This is a genomic window from Streptomyces sp. NBC_00582 (assembly GCF_036345155.1).
Taxonomy (GTDB): domain Bacteria; phylum Actinomycetota; class Actinomycetes; order Streptomycetales; family Streptomycetaceae; genus Streptomyces.
The window spans coordinates 2,412,756-2,431,869 of record NZ_CP107772.1 but is presented as its reverse complement, the minus strand read 5'-3'; the positions used below and the strand labels follow the sequence as shown (position 1 = coordinate 2,431,869).

Below are 19,114 nucleotides of genomic sequence, written 5' to 3'. Positions count from 1 at the left end.
ACGTCCACCTGCCCACCGCCGGCTGATGGGGCCGAGGGCGTGGTGCGAGGCATAAGGGCAACTCCATTAGTGAGGTCCGAAGTTGGCGATCTGGGCGTCGCCTCGGCGGCCCTCAAAGAGGAGCCGCCGAGGCATTTCGAGCCGCCACTCGCCGACAAGGGCGGTTCGTCCGGGTGAAGCACGGCGCAGCGTGCTACATGGGCATCGTCCAAGGGGCGGGTAGACACCGGTACCGCGCCGCAGGACCCGGTCGGGACGTCCTGGGACGTCCCACTGGTTGCACAACCATCAGGGCCGAACGACTCAACAACGGTGAGCCGTTGAGGCTGGGCGGTTCCGTCGCGCCCCCCAGGCGCCCCTGAAATCTCGGGAGGGGGCGGGGATGCAGGTAATGGACTCACTACCTCGGTGGAGCATCGCCGACTTAGTTCTGCGGTTGCTTCTCGCGCGACTGTGACCATCACGACCTCCTCGCAGGAACGCGGAAGACGCACCACGTCGACCTGCCGTCGGTGCTGACGCCCCAGTCCTGTGCGAGGACGGCAACGAGGAACAGCCCGCGGCCGGAGACATCTTCGTCGTCCGCAACGGTGAGCTTCGCTGGCGCCGGGTTGCCGTCTGTGACCTCGACCCGTACCTCTCCGCAGGCGTAGAGGACCGTCAACTCGATGTCTCCACAGCCGTGCTCGATGGCATTGGCGACAAGCTCGGAGACGGCTAGCACGATGTTCTCCGCGGTCGGCCCAGGTACTTTCCACAGCCGCAGGTGGGCCGCGGTGATCCGGCGCATGCGTCCGACTCGGGCCTTGTCCGGGGTAAAGGCCACCGCGAAACCGAGGGCGGTCTGGTGCACGAGTTCTGCTGCGACCATGGCGACGGCTGTGGCGGGGCTCATCGGGGGCCGGTCCCACCATGCCACTGCGGGCCGAGGCCGCCCAGCAGTACGGCGCTCAAGACAGTGGATCTGCCAGTAGAGGAGTTCATGTGGGGGTGCTCCCGCTCGTCGAGTAGCCGGCCTACAGGAGCGAACCGCCTAATCCCGGTGACTGGAATGGGGTCAAGAGCTCGGAGGTGGTCAAGGTGGTCAAAGATCGTCTGCGGTCATCGACGCAGGCGGGCGGCGTGGTGCGTGCGGAATAGGCACGCGTGGCCCCTGCCTCGTCAACGTTGTGCGTTTGGCGTGGATCCAGTGCACAGCGGTCTGCGCGGGCCAACTCCCGTCGACTGACGAAGGGTTCTGGGTTCATGGTGGTGCTCCCTTGCTGTCGCTTGCTGGGCGAAGCACGGTTAGGAGCATGAGGGCCGCGGACCCTCTTGCGTCATTGTGTCGTTGCATGAGCGGGTATGCATGAGACGCATGGACCGCCGGACAGCGGACACCTAGCGTCTCTAGGCTTGGGCTCCCAGAGCGGAGCGCCAGACGAGCGGGGTACGGCACATGGCAACTGGGCAGGTTCGGCACTGCTCCTGTGGCACGCGGTTGGCACGGGACAATTACGCGAACCGGTGCGCCCTCTGCCTCCGTAAGGACCGGGCTCATGCTGTGGCCTCCCCACCCGTTGTGCCCCCGGAGTTCTGGCAGCGGCCCACCATGCGTGAGGCGCTGAGTAGTTGGCACATGGGCCGGGTGTTCTACGCCTATCGCACGCATCCGTGGCATGGCCGTGTGCTCTCGCAAGAAGCCATGGCGGTATGGCTCGGACTCAATCAGGCGCAACTCAGCCGTATTGAGAGCGGCAAACCTCCGCAAGACCTCAGCAAACTTATGAGGTGGGCGCATAGCCTGCGGATTCCGGCAGACCTACTGTGGTTCAAGTTGCCCAGGCCAACGCAGGAAGTTTCTACCGAGGCTGTTCCTGTAGTGCCACCACCCGAAGAAACGTCGTCCGTTCAGAAAGAGGCTCCGCAGGTCGGCGTGATGCTGCCGGTCGTTATCCACGGCCGGACAGTCCTGGTGCCGGTAGACGCTGAGACCCTTGCAGCGAGCGGTTTGGGCACGCTACTTGGTCACTCGGCGGACAGCACCGCCACGGACGCACGCAAGCGAGACCCAATGAGCCCCATAAACCGCCGCGACTTGCTCAGGACTGGCGTTGCAGCTGCCGCGCTGCCTGGCCTCGGGCTGGACGAGCTAGAGCACATTGCGGCTGCGCTGGACGATGCCCGCTACCTCGATGGGCCGGTCGTTAGCTACTTCCGTCGCCAACTCGAACAAGCCAAGCGCGACGACGGGGCGCTCGGCCCGAAGAAGACGTTGCCGGTTATGCTCGGCCTATTGGGTGCGATTGAGGGCCATGCTCGGGACGTAACGCCGCGTGTGCGCCGTGAACTCCTCGCCGTCGGTGCGGAAGGTGCAGAGTTCACCGGATGGCTGTACCGAGACATTCAACAGCCGCAGGCGGCCGTCTTCTGGTATGACCGCGCAATGGAGTGGGCACAGGAAGCGGACAGCGCAGCCATGCAGGGCTACGTGCTTCTCAAAAAGTCACAGATGGCGTACGACGAGCGTGATGCCCTGCGCATGCTGACGCTTGCCGAAGCTGCCAGCAATGCCCGCTGGCAGCTGCCGGTCCGTGTCCGTGCCGAAGTTACGCAGCAAGAAGCGCTAGGCCGCGCCATGCTCGGGGACCCGCTCGACGTGGTGCGCGGCAAATTAGACGTGGCACAAAACCTCTTGGCCGGCGTTCCCGAGGAGGAGCCAAACAGTCTAGGGGCGTACTTCACTGGGCACACGCGCCTGCTCCGCGATGCAATTACCTACACCGAGGCCGGTAAGCCGAGTCTCGCCGTCGATCTCTTCAGCGACGTACTGAGCACGGGTAGCCTCTCCCGCCGCGACACGGGGTTTTTCAATGCGCGACGGGCGGCAGCACTGGCGCTCAGTGGTGAGCCTGACGAAGCCGCGAAGGTCGGCAAGGAGTCGGCCGAAGTGGCGCGCGAAGTGAAGTCAGAGCGCACAGTGCGCGTCCTCGGCGAGGTACTTCTGACCCTTGATAGGTGGCGTAGCCGGCCTGCGGTCCGTGAATTCGGTGAGTCGCTTACTGCCTGAGCCACTCGGTCACGGTGCGGATGACGAAGGCTTGGTATTCCTGGCTCTTGGGGTTCAAGTATTGCGGGTCATCGTGGACAGCGAAACCGTGCTGCGAGCCCTCAACGGGCACGAGCTCAACCGGTGCCGTGAAATGCTCGACAGCAACGCGCGAGGACTCGTACGGAACGAGCGTGTCAGCCGTGCCGTGCACGATGAGCGTTGGTGCTTGAACCTCCCCGAGTGCTTCATGGGGATTAAGCCAAAACACCTCGTTGAGAATGGGCCGCCCGTGGCGGAGCGTTGGCGTGAACTGGAGTGCGCCGCGTTCGTTGAGTTCCTGGGCGGCTTCCTCGCTGATGACGTCATCTGTCCAGTGCGGCCGACTGTCGATAGTCCGCCGCTTGTAGTCCAGCTGTGGGTTGAACAGCACGAGCCGAGTAACTTCGCTCGGCCGCTTTGCGGCGTAGTAGGCGCAGATACCGCCGCCGAAACTCGCGCCTAGCAGCGTGATTTGTTCGGCCTGAGTCGCTTTGTGGACGTGCGCAAGCATGACGCGAATGTCGTTGAGGATTGTCGAGAGCGTTAGCTCTTCCTGCCGTCCTTCACTCTCGCCATGGCCGCGTAGGTCAAACCGGAGCGAGGTGATACCGGCGTCAGCAAGGCCGCCTGCAAGCCGCGTGAAGAAGCCCCCTTCTTCACGGGTGACGCCTCCGCCGTGCACAAGCACCACGGCCGACGGCGTCGGTTTCTGGGGACGTACAAGGGTGCCCGCCAGGTGCAGGCCGTCAAGGGTGCGAACGCTCACGCTGTTAGTAGCCATGAGGGCAAGCGTAGTTATCAGCACACGGTGGCCAGGACCTCCGCCATAGAGTCGTGGCTGGCACGCGCTCGCCAGAACACGGCAAACCATCGAGGCCACGGGCACCAGAGCGCCCGAGGTCGTGAGTTGGATCGAGGAGTCCCGTCGATGGACCTGAAGCGCTACACCTACGCCGACGCACGTGACGTCCGCTCGCTGTTCCTGGACATCCACGACGAGGTGTACGCGAACGATCCCGACCCGTTCCACTCGCGCGAACGGTTCTCTTACTTCGTGGACCTGAGGTCGGCGGGGGAGGACTGGCTGTGCGTCTCGGGGTGAGAGAACGGCGGCCCGGTCGGGTATGCGTACGGCTCGAAGTTCAAACCGGGCGGCTGGTGGAAGGGCGCCGACCGGCCCAAGGACGTGGGCGGCCGGATCTTCGCCCTTTCGGAGCTGATGGTGGTGGCAAGGTACCGGCCGCGCACAGCAGATTCATGACGCGCTGATTCATTCGGTCGTTGTCGACTTCGTGACGCTTCTCGTCGACTCCGCACATCCCGAAGTGCAGGCTCTGTACGAGAAGTGGGGCTATGAGAAGCAGGACGAGGCCAAACCGTCTGACGACTCCCCGCTGTACGCCGTCATGGTCAAGCGTCTGGCCCCTTGAGAGATCAAGGCGGCCGGCCCTGGCTCCTCTCCCACCGACCCTGGCCCGGCAGCCTTGAATGACCGAAGTTTGCCTCGCTGGGTGACTTTCCGCCACCTGCCGTACACAGGTGGCTAGTTGAGCGTAGCGTTGAAGTTGTTTCCGGCCCGGGGCTACCAGCGAGCGCAGGTCGGTCAACGTGGTCAAAGATCGGGTTCACTGGTGAGGGCGCAAGGATGGCGCGCGAGCGGAACGAGAAGCTAGCCGCACTGCTGGAGGAAGCTCGCTGGTCACGGGCCCAGGCCGCCGCGGCGTACAACCGAGTCGCCGAGGAGACACTGAACGGCGAGATCCGGGAAAACTCCAAGATCGGGCGCTCCCACGTGAGCATGTGGGTGGGAGGCACCCAGCCGACAGGAATCGCACCCGCTATCTTGTGCCAGGCGCTGTCCCGTCGCTTGAAGCGTGAGATCACGCCACAAGAGATCGGGTTCGCAGCTTCCATCTCACCAGCGCAGGGAGCGCTGGACTGGCGCGTCGATCCGTTGATCACGCTGAACGACATAGGGAGTGGCGTGGACCCGGACCGGCGCCGCCTGCTGGCAGGCGGGGTGTACTCCGCGGCGGCCCTGATCCTGCCGGACGAGACGTGGTGGGACGCCATGTCGCGGCCACCAGCCGAAGAGCCGTCGACGGGCAAGCGCGTCGGCCTGGGAGACGTCGAGACCGTACGGGAGCTGACCCTGGCGTTCTCGCGCATGGACCAGCGGCGCGGCGGCGGGCACGGCCGGCGCGCGGTAGACGAGTACCTGCGGAATGAGGCCCACAACTTCCTCCGGGGCAGGTTCGCTGACGATGAGACCCGGCGCGCCATGTTCGCGGCCTCCGCCGAACTGGCGTATCTATCAGGTTGGATGGCCTTCGACAACAGCGAGCATGCGATCGCGCTCCAGCGCTTCAATACCGCGGTGAAGCTGGCAGCGCGCTCCGGCGACGCACCCCTGATCGGACACATACTGCGGGCCATGGCGCATCAGGCACTCGACCTAGGGTTCCGGCGCGAAGCCCTTCAGATCGCGCAGGCTTCGGTGCACGGCGAGCGGTACGCAGCCGCCACCCCCCGGGAACGCGCTCTCCTGGGTGTAGTGCACGCGCGGACTCTCGCCGCCAATTGCCACAACCAAGAGGCCGCCCGGGCCCTCCTGCGAGCGGAGGACGATCTGTCGAACGCCCACGATGGCATCAGGGAGCCGGACCGCACGTTCTTCTTCGGCGAGGCGTCGTTGGCACACGAGACCGCATGCACACTGCGGGATCTCGGTGATCACCAACGGGCGATCAAGGAGTTCCGGCGCTCCGTGCGCACCCGTGGAACTGCGTTCCGACGAACGCACGCGGTGACCCTCGGGTACATGGGCGCGACGCAAATCGCACAAGGTGGCCTTGAAGAAGCCTGCGCGACATGGACCAGCGTCCTGGACGCGATGGAGGACGGGATCTACTCCGGCCGTGCGCGGCAGAGGGTCGTCGAGATGCGACAACTTCTGTCGCCCTACCGGAAGCGCGGCATCCCCGCAGTGGGCGCACTAGATGCCCGCGCGGCGGCGTATCTGGCGCAAGTAGATTGATCGCAAGTGTCGTTGAGACGGAGTCGAAAGGCTAGGCCATGACTTTGGAGATCAAGCCGATCGGGAAAGTTGTCGCGGGCCGTAGGGAGGTTGCCGATGACTATTGGGGTGGCGTCGAGTCGGTAATTCAGCTCGATGAGAATGAGTTTCCCCTCGACTCTGTGCAGGGGTTGGAAGAGTTCTCTCATCTGGTGGTCGTGTGGCACTTCGACCAAGCGTCCCCGAGCGACGTCGAATACCACGCTCGCAGCCCGCGCGGAAACTCGCAGTGGCCGGCAACAGGCACCTTCGCGCACCGCAACCACCGGCGCCCCAATCAGCTCGCGCAGTCCTTCCCCCGCCTGTTGGGAGTCGACGGCCTCCGTCTGCGGGTGACCGACCTGGACGCCGTGGTCGGCACGAACATTTACGACCTGTCTCCGTTCTTCATCGAGATGGGTCCGCGCGGCCCGGTTCACGAGCCCGCGTGGCCTGGCGAGATGCTGGAGAACTACTGGGCAGAGAAGGAGTGAGAAGATGGGCGCGCACGCCCGTGGGACAGCGCAGCGCGCGGGGTTCGGCGACGCGCTGTTCGTCGGCCGCGACGGTCTCGTGAGCGAGGGCGGCACCTGGAACGTCGCCTTCATTGACGGCAACGGGACCGTGGTAGGGCCGCAGGCACCCGTGCCTTGCGTCGCGCGCTGAGGAACCGAGCCGAGGCCGCCCTGACCCGGCGCCTGGGGATGATGCCCAACCTGTCGGTGTCGGCCGACCCAGCGATGACCGAGGCAACCAGGCGGTGCGACGGCTGGTGCCGGCTCGTAGGCTGCGGCCATGACCGAGATCCAGACTCCGACGCCCTCGGAAGCCTTTGACCTGCTGCTGGCCGGTAACCAGCGCTTCGTCGCAGGCGCCCCCGAGCACCCCAACCAGGACGCCACCCGCCGCGCCGAAATCGCACCGGGCCAGCAGCCCTTCGCCGTGCTGTTCGGGTGTTCCGACTCCCGACTTGCCGCCGAGATCATCTTCGACCGCGGCCTGGGCGACCTGTTCGTGGTCCGCACCGCAGGCCACGTCGCCGGGACGGAAGTCCTCGGGTCCATCGAGTTCGGAGTCAGCGTCCTCAACGCGCCGCTGGTCGTCGTCCTCGGCCACGACTCCTGCGGCGCCGTCGCCGCGGCCTGCTCCGCCCTGGAGAACGGACAGACGCCGGGCGGCTTCGTCCGCGACGTCGTCGAACGGGTAACCCCGAGCGTGCTGGCAGCCCGCGCCGCCGGACGCGAGAGGGCCGAAGAGATCCTGGCCGAGCACATCGAGCACACCGTGGACCTGCTGCTCGAACGCTCCCGCGTCCTGGCCGAGCGGGTGGCCGCCGGCCAGGCCGCAGTGGTGGGTCTGTGCTACCGGCTGGCCGACGGCAGCGCGCACCTCGTCGCCGCCCGCGGCCTTGATACGGCGGTCCCCACCGCATCCTGACCGTCCCCGCCATGGCCGCTCACTGGGAGGATCGAGGCCCCGCAGCCCGACGGAGCCGGTTGCCGATCGCGAGACCCAGCCCCTCCTCGACCGGCAAAGACGCGACGATGAGGTCACACCCCCGCCGGTCCAGCTCGCGCAGGAACCCGTACAACTCGCGCGCGTAGCCGACCATGGAAGCGGGGACCGGCACCACGGCGTGCGCCTTCACGGCAGTGCCGGCGAGGGACGGGGGAAGAAGGACGCCGACCTGGTGGCCCTGCTCCTGCGCGAGCTGCGCCTCGTCGGCGACCTTCTCCGGCTCGACGAGGACGACCCGCGCAGACGGCGCGTAGTGCGACGGATGCTGACCCGGCACCCGGACATGGCTCGTGGAGGGCGCCTCGATCAGGTACCCCAGCACCGCCTCGAGGTCCTCGCGGGTCACTCCGCCGGGTCGGAGGATCGACGGTGTCTCGCCCGTGACGTCGACGATGGTCGACTCGACGCCGACGCCGCATGGACCGCCGTCCAGGACGAAGTCGACCGCATCCCCGAGCTCCGCTCGGACGTCGTCGGCCGTGGTGGGGCTGACCGAGCCGAAGCGGTTGGCGGACGGGGCGGTGATACCGCCGCCGAAGGCCGACAGCAGCGCGAGGGCGACGGGGTGGTCGGGCACGCGCACGGCCACCGTCTCCAGGCCGCCCGTGGCCTCCAGGGGCACCCGGCGGCCGCGCCGCAGGACCAGCGTGAGCGGCCCCGGCCAAAATTGCCCGGCCAGCAGGCGCGCCGTCGCGGGGACCTCCTCGACCCATTCGTCCAGGTGGTGCGCGCCGCCGATGTGGACGATCAGCGGGTGGGAGGGCGGACGGCCCTTGACCTGGAAGATGCGCGCCACGGCGGCAACATCTTCGGCGTTGGCGCCCAGGCCGTAGACGGTCTCGGTCGGGAGGGCCACCAAGCCCCCGGCGCGCAGCACCTCGGCGGCCTTCTCGATGTCACTGGTTGTTGCCATCACCCGTGCAATCCTCCCACCGTGCCGACGACGCCGTGCCGCCCACCGGTCGCCAACCTGAACGGGCTGCACCGGCAGCCCATTCACCAGATGCAGGTGCACGGACAAGCCGACTGGTCTGCGACGTCCCTTGGCCTGTTACCGGGCCGGTCAAGGCCAAGGGACGTCTGCCATGACCCCGGCGCGACAGCGGGAAGCAAGCCGGGGACCTCGGACGCCGGTGCACGCGTCCTGCCCAACCCAACCCTCACCAAGCCGATCCGGTCACCGCGGCGTCAACCCGCGGCGTCACCATCCGCTACTCGTTCAGGCCGTCGCCGGGGACCACACGGTTCAGCAGCTCCAGGTCTCCGTACAGGGCGGCATGGAAAGCGGCGGCCAGCTCGCGGGCCCGCTCCTCGCTCGGCACACCGTGCAGCATGAAGTAGACCGGGCCCGCGTAGGCGTCCGAGCCGGCCTCCCGTTCATCGACCAGGCTGATGATGGCGGCCCGCAGGGCGTGGTTGACCGCCTCGTCGACGGTGTGGCCCGGGCCGGCGGTCAGCGCGTCCGCCTTCACCGTCCACCGCTGGCCTTCGCGCTCGATGGCAATGAACACGGCGCGCTGGGCCTTGGCCGCCCGGTATGCCGCGTCGAACGCGTCGGTGGCGTCCGGGATCAGGTGGCCCGGGCAGGCGATCGGCAGCGGCTGCACAACGGGCATCTTGCGTATCTGTCCATCCCCGGCGAGACCCTGTAGCTGTACCGCCGAGCGGCTGGCCCTGCGATGCGCGGCTTCCCGGACGGGACGCCCATCCCGGGCGAGTCACGCGCGGCCAGTCCACAGTGCGACCCCCGTTGTCACATGGAGGAGGCGGCATACCCGCGCCGACGGATCACGACTACCTTGCAGGCATGACCTTGGTTCAGCCTTCCAGCCGTCTCGATCGCCTCTCCGATGCGCCTGGCGGGCTGTTCGTTTACGGCACGCTCCAGTTCGCTGCCGTCCTCGAAGCTCTGTTGGGGCGAGTACCGGCCCACATTCTTGCTTCTGCACCGGGATGGCGTGCTGCCGCGCTCGAAGGCCGGGTCTATCCCGGACTCGTTGCCGCTCCCGGAACCGCCGCGGCCGGCCTCTTGCTCACCGACCTGACCAACCAGGAGTGGACGTTGCTCGACTCGTTCGAGGACAACCGATACGACTTGTGGAAGGTAGCTCTCTCGACCGGCGATCATGGGTTGGCGTATATCTGGCCGGACGGGGAGGTCCGGCCAGAGGACTGGGACCGAGCCGAATTCGAGAGTCTGCATCTTCAGGCTTACGCCGCTCGGTGCGCCCGGATCGGCCCGAGGCTGGCCGCAGGCGAGCCCAAGGGCGAGTAGGCAGTCCAGCGCCAGGCTGGGCAGACGTTGTAACCCTCACCAGCACAAGCGGCTCACGACTACCTTGCTGATATGACGATCTCGGCTGTACCCGCCCGTGCCGTATTAGAAGAAGCCTGCGCTCTCGCAGGCTTCGACCCCGTAGGCGCCGAGCCCGTCCGCCTCGCCGAGAACGAGATCTGGCGCCTCGCCAGCAATGTAATCGTCCGTATCGCCCGCGCCGGCCAGTGGAAGGCCGCCTTGCGCGAGGTCCTCGTGGCCCGGTGGCTCGCCGACAACGGAGTGTCGGCCGTGCGAGCGTTGCCGTTCGAGCAGCCCATCGAGGCCGGAGGCCAGCCCGTGACCTTTTGGGCCGAGCTTCCGCCGCACGAGATCGGCAACGTCATGGACGTTGTCACGCTGCTGATGCAACTCCACCCTTTGCCGGTCCCGGATCTGCCGCTAGACCGCCTGGACCCGTTCGTCCGGGTGGCTGACCGGATCGAGGCGGCCACGTCGCTGACGGAGGATGATCGCGCCTGGCTGCGGGATCGGCATGCCGAACTTCGCGAGCAGTGGGAGCACCGGCCTCGGGGCCTGTCGGAGTGCGTCGTGCACGGCGATGCATGGGTGGGCAATGTCGTGCGTACGGCGGACGGGCCGGTACTGCTGGACTTCGAGCGTGCCTCCGTTGGGCCGCCAGAGTGGGATCTGGTGTCCATCGCGGTCAAAGTGTCCACGACCGGCACCGTCACCGCAGCGGAGTATGCCGACTTCTGTGCTGCGTACGGCATAGACGTCATGCAGTGGGAGGGGTACGACCTCCTCGCTGGAGCCCGTGAGTTGCGCATGACCACCTACGCGGCCCAGCACGCCGCAACGCGCCCCGTGTGGCAAGCCGAGGCACAGTACCGCGTCGACTGCCTGCGCGGCCGTGCCGAGCCGCGTCCCTGGAGCTGGAAAGGGATCATGTGATGTATTCCATGCATCCGGTCGGACGTTCTAGCCCACGCCTTGCTGTGCGTGAACTCGCCCATGAGGACGTAGATGCGGTGCTGGCCATCTACGGCAGCCCCGAAGCTACGGAGCACCTGTCGTTCGAACCGCGCAGCCGTGAAGAGGTGGCCCACATGGTGGCCAGGTCGATCGCCTCGGCGAGAGCGACTCCGCGCATCGAATACGCGCTCGCCGTCATCGAACGGGACACGAACGAGCTGATCGGGTTCGGCCGTCTCGCTGCCGATCCACATCAGCAGCGCGGTGCCACCATGGGCTTCGCACTGCGTCCAGATGCCTGGGGCGTCGGATACGGCGTGGAGATGGTGCGGTTGCTGCTCAGCGTCGGGTTCGACGATTTGGGTCTTCACCGCATCTGGGGAGCGCGATCTCCTCTTAACGACGCCTCGGCCAAGACGATGGCGGCTGTCGGGATGGTTGAGGAAGGAGTGATCCGCGAGCACGTCCTGAAAGCTGGCAGATGGCGGGACTCCGTCGTGCACGCGATCCTCGATCGAGAGTGGCAGTCCACCACGCCGGTGTAGGACTCCTTCCGAACCCTGGGGTTGCCAAAATGGGAGGCCGCATTGCCGCCCGATGCCGTGGCTCAGACGCGGATGTCGGCCCGGTCGGCGAACATCCCGGCGTCGCCCAAAGCAACCGGACGCTCATCCGCCGGCTTACCTTGCGGTCGATTCGTCGGCCACCCACGACAGGTAGGCGTCGGACCCGCCAACAACTGGCAGGACGACCCACTCCGGAACCTCATAGGTGTGTTCCTGGGCCACCCAAGTCTCAAGCTCCGGCAGACGATCGGAGGACGTCTTGTATGAGATCCGCCATTCGCGGGTGGTTTCGATCCTTCCCTCCCACCAGTAGACCGCGGTCAACGGCGGGTCAATGTGGGCACCGGCGGCTAGATGGTTCTCGACTGCCCCTCGCGCCAGGGCCATCGCCTTGTCCTCGTCGTCGATGGTCGTCTGTGCGACAACGATCTCGTCCACCATGCAACTGGCCTGCCTTCCTCGTCGGCGTACCTCGACACTAAATCTTCCAATCCTCCACGCCCCATGACTCGTAACAACAGGCACTCCTTGCGGACGAGCTACTCGGTGCACGTGGCGTGGGTCCTGGCTTCGTTCTCGGCTAGGAACTCGGCGAGCTTTGCGAGTAGTTCGACGTTCTCCTCAAGCGCCACATCGAGCAGGATGCGCAGTTCGGCCGGGCTGTTGCAGCCGGCCAATCCTGAACGCCTCCATGGGTTCGGATTTGGGTCTGAAGCGAGGCTGATTGTCGCCGAGATGTCAGCTCTGCCTGGGCCGATCGAGCCGGTGACCTACCCGCCCGGCGCCGGTCCGCCGGCCGCCCAGGCTTGAGCGGCCGCGAGGTTCGGCGCGGTGCCTTCGGGCACGTATGCGAAGCCGTCCCAGGACTCCAGGACCCGCGGTTCCTCCGGCCGCACGTGGGTGGCTCCGCCGCCGACGGGCCGGTGCCGGCGGTAGACGTCCATCGGCGCACACCTGCGCCGGTAGTAGGGAGCGAGCGGGGCGTCGGGGTCGATGCTAGGGACCGCGCGGGACGGCTGGTCCGGCGGTCCGGGACGGGCGTGCCTGCCCACGGTCGTGCCCTGCCTCTTCTACTCGTATGACCAGGCCCGGCCGGTAGCTTCGGCCGTCTTGCGGTACTCCTCGACGGGGATCGGGGTCACTCCGGGCCGTATCCGATTCAGCAGCACAAGACCGTCAAGGTGATCGATCTCGTGCGCGATGAGCCGGGCTTCGCCCCGTTCGTAGACCGTGGTCATGGTGCTGCCGTCCGGCGTCACCGTCTCGACGGTGATCCGCAGGGACCTGGGAACCGGGGCCCGGACGTCGAAGAAGGACAGACAGCCTTCGAACCTCTCGTCCATCTCGTCGGAGGCGGCAGCGATACGAGGGTTGAGGAGCACGATCGGGTCGGCGCCGGGCGGCTTGACGACGGCTGCGGCCCGGCCGATGCCGATCTGCGGGGCGGCCAGGCCCAGGCCCTTGCCGGAGAAGTCGTGTGCGCGGTGGATGCGTTCCATGGCGTCGAGGAGTTGGCTAATGACGGTCTCGGCGGTCTTCCGCTCGTCTGGGAGACCAAGGGGGCGGGCTGGCTCAGCCAGGATGGGGGCGCCGTACTGGACGATGCCGAGATCGCGCATCTGCTGGCTGGGTCGCACCCGAATCAACTCCACCTTCGCGGACGGTCATCGGGATTCTGCCCCACGGCGCGCTACGAGGCGGCTCGTTTCGGCCTCGACGGCCGGTGACGGGCCCGCGGTTTCACGTCATGTGATGGTGCCGGTGGTGAGGGCCAGGGAGTGCGCCCGGACTTCGGGGTCGGAGGCCAGAGCCGCATCGGCCAGGAGGTGGAGACGCCAGTACAGCTCCAGGCGCCGCTGGTCGGCTGGAGCGGGCCCATGGGTGAGCAGGGGCTGAGGCGAGAGCAGCCGGGGCTCGATGTCGAGATTCACTCGGTCGAGGTCTTGGTGGAAGGCTGCTGCGACGGCAGCGAGATCGGGTGCCGTGGCTGTGCAGAGGTTCAGGCGGCCGTGGAGGTAGTCGCGCCAGGTGTGGTGGCGGGTGGCTCAGGCGAGGCGCCCGAAGTGGGTTCCGGGGATGGCGTGGACTGCGGCGAGGGGACCGGCGAGTTCATCCAGGAACTGATCGACGGGGAGGGGCTCGACCTGGACGACGCTCTGGGCGGTCCAGACCGGCTGCCTCTCGATGTCAGCGTGCAGCAGGCGGGGGCTGGGGGCCCGGTGATGGGTGAGGAGGACGAGGGCGGCGGCCTCGTTGGCGGCACGGGCAGGGTCGCTGTAGTGCTTGAGGACGTACGGCTCGCGTCCGCCGATGTACAGACGCGGTTGGCCTGGCCGGTGGTGATTTCGGTGGCGCCGTCGGGGACGCGGCCGTCGATCCTCATAGTCAGGCGATGTCGCCGAGGTAGCGAGTGGGAGGCTCGCCGTGGGCGAGGTCGGCGATCGGTCCCCGCAGGCCCTGGGGCAGGAGATTGAGGCCGGGCACTTTCTCCAGCTCCACCCATTCGAGCCCGGTCTGTACGTCGTCTTCTGCGTGGCCGCCGAGCTGGCCCAGGTCGCCGTCAGGCCGGCACAGGAAGATCGCTTCAACCCGGTGGTCCTTCGGGGCGCCGCCGTGATGGGCGCCGATGTACTCGCGCAGCCACAGTAGGCGTTCGGGCGTGACGTCCAGGCCGGTCTCCTCGTGGACCTCGCGGCGGACCGTGGTGCCGAGGGCCTCGCCGGGGTGCTGGCCTCCGCCGGGAAGGAAGTAGCAGTCCTGTCCCTCCCAGTGGGCGCGTTGGAGCAGGACACGGCCGTCATGGAGGACGACGGCCTTGGCGGCGTTGCGGACGGTCGCGGTAATGGTTTCAGCCACGGAACTCCCGCTCTTGCTCGGGGGTTGAGGTGTTCGGCGTTCAGTCTTACCGAAGCCGAGGCGGCGTCCGGTGGCCTTGGCCCAGATCAGCCGTCAGGGCCCGGCCAGCCGGACGAAGGGCTGGAAGGGGCTGGCTGCGACGAGCGCGATCGGACGCGCTGGGGCAGCGCGCGGCGGTGGCTCGGTGGTGGCGGGCGGGATAACGCTGTGGTGCAGACCCGGTGCCAGGGCGGGCAGCCGGGCGGTGGTGATGGGGCCGTGCAGCAGGACGCCGGCTGCGCCGAGTGCGGCCCAGTGAGGGCCTGCCACTAGGCGTTGGCCACGGCGGAGGTTAGCAGCGGTGCGCCGAGGAGCCAGGCGGCTTCCTCCGTCCACTTCCCGCAGTATCAGGGCGGCCCTGGCCGGCCTGCGCAGGCGGGCGCCGGTGGTCAGCGCTCGGGCTTGGTGGGCCGCTGCATCAGCGCGGCGGCGGCCTCGTTGAGGGCGACCTTCGAGTGCAGCAGGTCGGAGATCACTTTTGTGATCGGCATCTCGATGTCGTGGGCGTGGGCCAGGGCGAGGATGGCTTCGGCGGACTTGACGCCTTCGGTGGTCTGCCGGGTGGCGGCTGTCGCCTCCTTGACGCTCAGCCCCTGGCCGAGGTGGGTGCCGAAGGTGCGGTTGCGTGACAGCGGGGAGGAGCAGGTGGCGACCAGGTCGCCCAGGCCGGACAGGCCGGCGAGGGTTGCGGGATGGGCGCCCATGGCGGTGGCGAGCCGGGTGGTCTCTGCGAGCCCGCGGGTGATGAGCATGGCCTGCGCGTTGTGGCCAAGGCCCATGCCGGAGGCGATGCCGACCGCGAGGGCAATGACGTTCTTCACCGCGCCGCCCAGCTCACAGCCGGTCACGTCGGTGCTGGTGTAGGGCCGGAAGTAGCTGGTATGGCACGCCTTTTGGAAGCGGTGGGCGGCGTCCTCGTCGGGGCAGGCGACGGTGGCGGCGGCGGGCTGGCCCTCCATGATCTCGCGCGCCAGGTTCGGTCCGGACAGCACCGCGACCCGGTCCGCGCTCACGCCGGTCACTCCGGTGATGATCTGGCTCGCCCGCAGCCCGCTGTTCTGCTCGATGCCCTTCATCAGCGACACGATCACGGTGTCGGGCCCGATGTGCGGCGCCCACGCGGCGAGGTTGGTCCGCAGGGTCTGGGCGGGGATGGACAGCACCAGGAAGTCCGCGCCGCCCAGTGCGGTGGCCGGGTCGGTTGTCGCGGTCAGAGCGGTGGGCAGCTTGATGTCTGGGAAGTAGCCGGGGTTGCGGTGAAGCGTCTTGATCGCGTCGGCGATCTCGCTGCGGCGGGCGTGCACGATGACGCTGGTGCCGGCATCGGCGAGGATCTTGGCCACAGCGGTGCCCCAGGACCCGGCCGAGAACACCGCAGCACGGACAGCATGGTGCTGGCTCACTGCGGGGTCCTGTCGTCGGGGTGGAGGCCGGGCCCGGTCATCGTATCGGCCGGACTCGGCCCAGCCGGGGAGGTCACGGCACGCAGTTGGGCGACCGCGGCAGAGATGGAGGGCGTTGTCCAAGGCCCGCTCGACGCGGATAGGGCACCGAAGAATTACCACATCGAGTGGAAGCGGCCGTAACACGGACTCGCCCAACGAGCTTACGGCTCAGGCTGGATAGACTCGTCGGCGTCCGGCAACGGGCACCCGAGTCGCTGCGGTCACAGGCGGCAGGCGCATTGGATTCCTCATGCCTCGGGAGGCCCCGTTATGCCCATTGTTCTCCCTGCCCGGCGCCGCCCGCGCGCAGGGACCTCCGCACGGGCGTTGACCGGACCACTGCCCTCGCCCGCCATTGGACCGTGCGCTCTCCAACTGTCGGGATCGCATCGCGCCCGGGGGTTCGCCCTGCTGCTAGCGCAGTCAACTGCTTCCCGATCGGGCCGACACGTCGAGAAGGAGATGGCGCTGCCTTACCGATCCGTGATCGGGCTTCACTTGGTCCTGGTTCAGAGAGATCGGGTGCTGCTCGGCCTCCGCGCGGGCACTGCTTGGTGTGACGGCTGGTGGCATGTCCCCGCTGGCCACCTTGAGGACGGTGAGTCCTTCCTCGCCGGCATGGTCCGTGAGGCCCGCGAGGAACTAGGCATCGCCCTCGCGGAGGAGGACTTGGTGGTCGCGCACACCGTCCACGACCACGACCCCGAGACTCACGTGAGCCGGTTGCAAATCTTCTTCACCGCCAACCAGTACGCCGGGCGGCCGTACATCGCGGAGCCGGACAAGTGCGCGGATCTGAAGTGGTGGCCGCTCTCGGCTCTGCCGGACAGGCTTGTGCGCTACACCCGCCAGGCCCTGATCTGCATTCAGCGAGGCCAGAGCGCAAGCACGGTGGGGTGGCCCGATGCATGTTGAGGACGGGCGGGAGCCTGTGGGGCTGATGGCGCCTGAGGACTACGCGCGGTCACGCGCGGCCTTCTGGAGCGGCGCCGCGGTCCTGTTCACGGATACGGACGGCAAGATCCTGGTACTCGACCCGGCGTACCGCCCGGGGACGCTGTTGCTACCCGGCGGGGGCGTGGAGCAGTCGGAGCGGCCCTCGGCCACGGCGGTGCGGGAGGTGGCCGAGGAGCTCGGACTGTCCATCGACGTGCACCAGCTCTTGGCGGTCGACTGGGTGAGCAAGGGCAATCCGGAGTACGAGAAGGTGTACGGCTTTTCCGGTGAAACGGTCTCCATCTGGGACGGCGGCGTCCTGGAGGAGGACGACATCGCCCGGATTCGCCTGCCCGGGAACGAGATCACCTCGTTCCACTTCCTTCCACCGGCACAGGCCGCGCCCCGGATGTTCCCGATCGAGGGACGGCGGATGCTGGCTGCCCTGCGTGCCCGGATCGGCAGGGCGGGACCCGCCGTGTTGGAGGACGGCAACGCCGTCGGGGACGGTCAGGTGCTGCAACGCCTGAACGTCATCCCGCGCATTGCGGCCGGGTACCAGGACATCTCCTGGTACCCCGGCACCGAGCCCACCCCCGACCTTCCAGTTAAACAAGCTTGGACCTGGGCCTTTGACCACCTCGGCCGGGTGGTGGTCCTAGTGGATCCGCGAGACGGTCACGTTGTCCTGCCAGGGGGCACCGTTGAGGATGACGACGACGGGCCGGCGGCGACTGCGGCACGCGAAGCCGCCGAAGAAGCGGCCCTTCAGCTACGCGACGTTACCTACCTCGGCTACCTGCTGGACCCCGACGGGGCTGTCTACGGCCCCGGAACGGGGGCGAACGCCCGCGCGCGCTACATCGCGCGCGTCGCTGCCCTCGGTCCGGCGTCCGAGGACGTGGCGACCGGCATCTCGTACGGCCGACTGTTGGTGGCCCCGGTGCAGGCAGCCGAATTGCTCGGGCTGGGGCGCGCGGGGCGTGAGCAAGCTCTGTGCGCGGCTCGAGCCGCGGCGGACCGCTGGGGGATTCCGATGGGCGCACACCAGCCAGTCACCGCGATCCCGGATGAAGGGATCCCGGCTCTCGATTCGAGCCCCGGCTGACACCGACTGCCCTGCTGCCCGGAGGCCCAGCAAGTGGACCGACCCGTTGTGGAGCACGCTGCGTGACCTGCTGGGCTGCGTCGGCGTGATCGCGGTCGGTCTCGCTGTCGCCACGATCGTCACCATCCTCACCTCCCACTTCCCCGACCCCAGGATCCTTCCGTGACCTACATCCCACCCCGGCTCGTCATCGGCACCCGCGACTCCGACCTGGCCAAGGTCCAAGCGGCACACGTCGCCGGCCTGATCGAACGCGCCTTCCCCCAGGTCGCCGTTCACCTCTCCCCGATGAAAGCCGCCGGCGACCTTCACCAGGGACCTCTGTCCCAGATCGGTGGCAAGGCAGTCTGGGTACGCGAGCTGGACCGAGCACTGGCCACCGCACGCGTCGATGTCACCGTCTCGTGTGCCAAGGACCTGCCCGGCCCCCACGAGCGCGGAACCGACACCGTCATCGGCGCTGTCCTGCCCCGGGACGACGCCCGGGACGCCCTCGTCCTCCCGGCAGGCCAGCCCGCAGCCACTCTGGACGACCTCCCGCCCGGACACGTCGTCGGCACCAGCGCGCCGCGCCGCATCGCCCAGCTGCGCGCCCGCTACCCCCACCTCACCATCGAGCCGGTACGGGGCAACCTGATCCCCCGCCTCGCCCGCCTCGACTCCAGGGAAGGGGACAAGCCGCTGGACGCTCTCGTTGTCGCCTACGCCGGCCTGTGCCGGGTGGCCAGGGCCGACCGCGCCACCCAGCTCATTCCGCCCTCGGTCCTGGCACCGGCGACCGGCGCGGGGACACTCGTCGTCGAACAGCGAAGCGGCGACACGATCGCCGCTCATCTCCTCGATGCCATCAACGACTCCGCCACCGCGCGGCTGCTGGCCGTGGAGCGCGGCGTCCTCGCCCAGCTCAAAGGAAACTGCCAGACCGCCTGCTCGGTACACGCCCACTACACCGACCGACCCAACCACATCAGAGTCGACGCCTCCGTCTTCCATCCCTCCGGCGACGACGCGATGCACGTAGCAGCCACCGGACCGGCTGATGACCCGGGCGGTCTCGCCGAGAACATCACCCAGCTACTGCGCGGTGAAGGTGTCGAGCGGCTGCTTCCGCGCTGACCAACCAGGGGCATGCGGCAGCGATCCGCTCCCGGCAACAGGCGAAGCGATACACGGGTGCGGGACAACGGGCACCGGCTCAACAAGTCGTACGCATGAGGGGAGAGCACAGTCGTTCCACACCGATCCGGGCCACCTGCTCAAGGAAGCCTCTG

22 protein-coding genes and 1 pseudogene are annotated in these 19,114 nt (G+C 67.8%); 12 read left to right on the top strand and 11 right to left on the bottom strand.

What is annotated here, in order from left to right:
* Nucleotides 1-460: 460 nt before the first annotated feature.
* Entirely contained in the window at nucleotides 461-871 is a 411-nt protein-coding gene (locus OG852_RS10385) for an ATP-binding protein (protein ID WP_330347684.1), read from the bottom strand.
* A 720-nt stretch (nucleotides 872-1,591) separates the two neighbouring features.
* Here OG852_RS10385 and OG852_RS10380 point away from each other — a divergent pair.
* The gene (locus OG852_RS10380; RefSeq protein ID WP_330347683.1) at nucleotides 1,592-3,049 is read left to right on the top strand and encodes a helix-turn-helix domain-containing protein; all 1,458 of its coding nucleotides are present in this window, start codon (nucleotides 1,592-1,594) and stop codon (nucleotides 3,047-3,049) included.
* Here OG852_RS10380 and OG852_RS10375 read toward each other — a convergent pair.
* Nucleotides 3,039-3,851: an alpha/beta hydrolase gene (locus OG852_RS10375; RefSeq protein ID WP_330347682.1), complete on the bottom strand. Its 813-nt coding sequence runs from the start codon at nucleotides 3,849-3,851 to the stop codon at nucleotides 3,039-3,041. The two genes, OG852_RS10380 and OG852_RS10375, sit on opposite strands and share 11 nt — an antisense overlap.
* 147 nt (nucleotides 3,852-3,998) lie before the next feature.
* Between OG852_RS10375 and OG852_RS10370 the strand changes: the two genes are divergently transcribed.
* From OG852_RS10370 to OG852_RS10350, 5 genes and pseudogenes are all read left to right on the top strand, one after another.
* Nucleotides 3,999-4,172, top strand: a complete 174-nt coding sequence (locus OG852_RS10370; protein WP_330347681.1) for a hypothetical protein — start codon at nucleotides 3,999-4,001, stop codon at nucleotides 4,170-4,172.
* A 543-nt stretch (nucleotides 4,173-4,715) separates the two neighbouring features.
* A complete protein-coding gene (locus tag OG852_RS10365; RefSeq protein ID WP_330347680.1) occupies nucleotides 4,716-6,107 on the top strand; it encodes a Tat pathway signal protein in 1,392 nt (463 codons plus the stop codon).
* A 38-nt stretch (nucleotides 6,108-6,145) separates the two neighbouring features.
* Nucleotides 6,146-6,619: a TrmO family methyltransferase domain-containing protein gene (locus tag OG852_RS10360; protein ID WP_330347679.1), complete on the top strand. Its 474-nt coding sequence runs from the start codon at nucleotides 6,146-6,148 to the stop codon at nucleotides 6,617-6,619.
* A 13-nt stretch (nucleotides 6,620-6,632) separates the two neighbouring features.
* Nucleotides 6,633-6,773: pseudogene (locus OG852_RS10355) on the top strand (aminotransferase class IV); the annotation flags it as partial.
* Nucleotides 6,774-6,920: 147 nt separating this feature from the next.
* Complete coding sequence (locus tag OG852_RS10350; RefSeq protein ID WP_330347678.1) at nucleotides 6,921-7,562, top strand: carbonic anhydrase; 642 nt, start codon at nucleotides 6,921-6,923, stop codon at nucleotides 7,560-7,562.
* 19 nt (nucleotides 7,563-7,581) lie between these two features.
* Here OG852_RS10350 and OG852_RS10345 read toward each other — a convergent pair whose 3' ends face one another.
* Complete coding sequence (locus OG852_RS10345; RefSeq protein ID WP_330347677.1) at nucleotides 7,582-8,556, bottom strand: L-threonylcarbamoyladenylate synthase; 975 nt, start codon at nucleotides 8,554-8,556, stop codon at nucleotides 7,582-7,584.
* A gap of 298 nt (nucleotides 8,557-8,854) precedes the next feature.
* Nucleotides 8,855-9,259 (bottom strand): hypothetical protein, encoded by a 405-nt coding sequence (locus tag OG852_RS10340; protein WP_330347676.1) that lies wholly within the window; start codon nucleotides 9,257-9,259, stop codon nucleotides 8,855-8,857.
* 191 nt (nucleotides 9,260-9,450) lie between these two features.
* On the opposite strand from OG852_RS10340, the gene OG852_RS10335 reads away from it, so the two are divergent.
* From OG852_RS10335 to OG852_RS10325, 3 genes are all read left to right on the top strand, one after another.
* The gene (locus OG852_RS10335; protein ID WP_330347675.1) at nucleotides 9,451-9,918 is read left to right on the top strand and encodes a gamma-glutamylcyclotransferase family protein; all 468 of its coding nucleotides are present in this window, start codon (nucleotides 9,451-9,453) and stop codon (nucleotides 9,916-9,918) included.
* 72 nt (nucleotides 9,919-9,990) lie between these two features.
* On the top strand, nucleotides 9,991-10,872 hold the full coding sequence (locus OG852_RS10330; RefSeq protein ID WP_330347674.1) for a phosphotransferase family protein: 882 nt from the start codon (nucleotides 9,991-9,993) through the stop codon (nucleotides 10,870-10,872).
* Nucleotides 10,873-10,880: 8 nt separating this feature from the next.
* The gene (locus OG852_RS10325; protein ID WP_330351424.1) at nucleotides 10,881-11,438 is read left to right on the top strand and encodes a GNAT family N-acetyltransferase; all 558 of its coding nucleotides are present in this window, start codon (nucleotides 10,881-10,883) and stop codon (nucleotides 11,436-11,438) included.
* Between the two features lie 135 nt (nucleotides 11,439-11,573).
* On the opposite strand, the gene cutA is transcribed toward OG852_RS10325, so the two are convergent.
* From cutA to OG852_RS10290, 7 genes are all read right to left on the bottom strand, one after another.
* On the bottom strand, nucleotides 11,574-11,900 hold the full coding sequence (gene cutA, locus OG852_RS10320) for a divalent-cation tolerance protein CutA (protein ID WP_330347673.1): 327 nt from the start codon (nucleotides 11,898-11,900) through the stop codon (nucleotides 11,574-11,576).
* A gap of 329 nt (nucleotides 11,901-12,229) precedes the next feature.
* Nucleotides 12,230-12,403, bottom strand: coding sequence for a DUF6087 family protein (locus OG852_RS50935; protein WP_443064517.1), 174 nt, complete (start codon nucleotides 12,401-12,403; stop codon nucleotides 12,230-12,232).
* A gap of 126 nt (nucleotides 12,404-12,529) precedes the next feature.
* Nucleotides 12,530-13,096, bottom strand: a complete 567-nt coding sequence (locus tag OG852_RS10310; RefSeq protein WP_330347671.1) for a peptide deformylase — start codon at nucleotides 13,094-13,096, stop codon at nucleotides 12,530-12,532.
* A gap of 108 nt (nucleotides 13,097-13,204) precedes the next feature.
* Nucleotides 13,205-13,390 (bottom strand): hypothetical protein, encoded by a 186-nt coding sequence (locus tag OG852_RS10305; RefSeq protein WP_330347670.1) that lies wholly within the window; start codon nucleotides 13,388-13,390, stop codon nucleotides 13,205-13,207.
* 454 nt (nucleotides 13,391-13,844) lie between these two features.
* Nucleotides 13,845-14,315 carry an NUDIX domain-containing protein gene (locus OG852_RS10300; RefSeq protein WP_330347669.1) on the bottom strand — a complete coding sequence of 157 codons (471 nt, stop codon included), beginning with the start codon at nucleotides 14,313-14,315 and terminating at the stop codon, nucleotides 13,845-13,847.
* A gap of 93 nt (nucleotides 14,316-14,408) precedes the next feature.
* Nucleotides 14,409-14,624, bottom strand: a complete 216-nt coding sequence (locus OG852_RS10295; RefSeq protein ID WP_330347668.1) for a hypothetical protein — start codon at nucleotides 14,622-14,624, stop codon at nucleotides 14,409-14,411.
* Between the two features lie 119 nt (nucleotides 14,625-14,743).
* A complete protein-coding gene (locus OG852_RS10290; RefSeq protein ID WP_330347667.1) occupies nucleotides 14,744-15,757 on the bottom strand; it encodes an NAD(P)H-dependent glycerol-3-phosphate dehydrogenase in 1,014 nt (337 codons plus the stop codon).
* Between the two features lie 504 nt (nucleotides 15,758-16,261).
* Here OG852_RS10290 and OG852_RS10285 point away from each other — a divergent pair.
* The 3 genes from OG852_RS10285 (at nucleotide 16,262) to hemC (ending at nucleotide 18,959) form a co-directional block, all read left to right on the top strand.
* Nucleotides 16,262-16,714 (top strand): NUDIX hydrolase, encoded by a 453-nt coding sequence (locus tag OG852_RS10285; RefSeq protein WP_330347666.1) that lies wholly within the window; start codon nucleotides 16,262-16,264, stop codon nucleotides 16,712-16,714.
* Nucleotides 16,704-17,843: an NUDIX hydrolase gene (locus OG852_RS10280; protein WP_330347665.1), complete on the top strand. Its 1,140-nt coding sequence runs from the start codon at nucleotides 16,704-16,706 to the stop codon at nucleotides 17,841-17,843. The genes OG852_RS10285 and OG852_RS10280 overlap by 11 nt, the downstream gene beginning before the upstream one ends.
* Before the next feature lie 162 nt (nucleotides 17,844-18,005).
* On the top strand, nucleotides 18,006-18,959 hold the full coding sequence (gene hemC / locus OG852_RS10275; RefSeq protein ID WP_330347664.1) for a hydroxymethylbilane synthase: 954 nt from the start codon (nucleotides 18,006-18,008) through the stop codon (nucleotides 18,957-18,959).
* The last annotated feature ends 155 nt before the right edge of the window (nucleotides 18,960-19,114 follow it).

What these genes read in the sequence shown, in the direction of transcription:
- OG852_RS10325 (WP_330351424.1), top strand. Translation starts at nt 10,881, where the DNA reads ATGCATCCGGTCGGACGTTCTAGCCCACGCCTTGCTGTGCGTGAACTC.
- OG852_RS50935 (WP_443064517.1), bottom strand. Translation starts at nt 12,403, where the DNA reads ATGGACGTCTACCGCCGGCACCGGCCCGTCGGCGGCGGAGCCACCCAC.
- OG852_RS10350 (WP_330347678.1), top strand. Translation starts at nt 6,921, where the DNA reads ATGACCGAGATCCAGACTCCGACGCCCTCGGAAGCCTTTGACCTGCTG.
- OG852_RS10330 (WP_330347674.1), top strand. Translation starts at nt 9,991, where the DNA reads ATGACGATCTCGGCTGTACCCGCCCGTGCCGTATTAGAAGAAGCCTGC.
- OG852_RS10380 (WP_330347683.1), top strand. Translation starts at nt 1,592, where the DNA reads ATGCGTGAGGCGCTGAGTAGTTGGCACATGGGCCGGGTGTTCTACGCC.
- cutA (WP_330347673.1), bottom strand. Translation starts at nt 11,900, where the DNA reads ATGGTGGACGAGATCGTTGTCGCACAGACGACCATCGACGACGAGGAC.
- OG852_RS10285 (WP_330347666.1), top strand. Translation starts at nt 16,262, where the DNA reads ATGGCGCTGCCTTACCGATCCGTGATCGGGCTTCACTTGGTCCTGGTT.
- OG852_RS10385 (WP_330347684.1), bottom strand. Translation starts at nt 871, where the DNA reads ATGGTCGCAGCAGAACTCGTGCACCAGACCGCCCTCGGTTTCGCGGTG.
- OG852_RS10375 (WP_330347682.1), bottom strand. Translation starts at nt 3,851, where the DNA reads ATGGCTACTAACAGCGTGAGCGTTCGCACCCTTGACGGCCTGCACCTG.
- OG852_RS10360 (WP_330347679.1), top strand. Translation starts at nt 6,146, where the DNA reads ATGACTTTGGAGATCAAGCCGATCGGGAAAGTTGTCGCGGGCCGTAGG.
- OG852_RS10280 (WP_330347665.1), top strand. Translation starts at nt 16,704, where the DNA reads ATGCATGTTGAGGACGGGCGGGAGCCTGTGGGGCTGATGGCGCCTGAG.
- OG852_RS10345 (WP_330347677.1), bottom strand. Translation starts at nt 8,556, where the DNA reads ATGGCAACAACCAGTGACATCGAGAAGGCCGCCGAGGTGCTGCGCGCC.
- OG852_RS10365 (WP_330347680.1), top strand. Translation starts at nt 4,716, where the DNA reads ATGGCGCGCGAGCGGAACGAGAAGCTAGCCGCACTGCTGGAGGAAGCT.
- OG852_RS10340 (WP_330347676.1), bottom strand. Translation starts at nt 9,259, where the DNA reads ATGCCCGTTGTGCAGCCGCTGCCGATCGCCTGCCCGGGCCACCTGATC.
- OG852_RS10370 (WP_330347681.1), top strand. Translation starts at nt 3,999, where the DNA reads ATGGACCTGAAGCGCTACACCTACGCCGACGCACGTGACGTCCGCTCG.
- OG852_RS10335 (WP_330347675.1), top strand. Translation starts at nt 9,451, where the DNA reads ATGACCTTGGTTCAGCCTTCCAGCCGTCTCGATCGCCTCTCCGATGCG.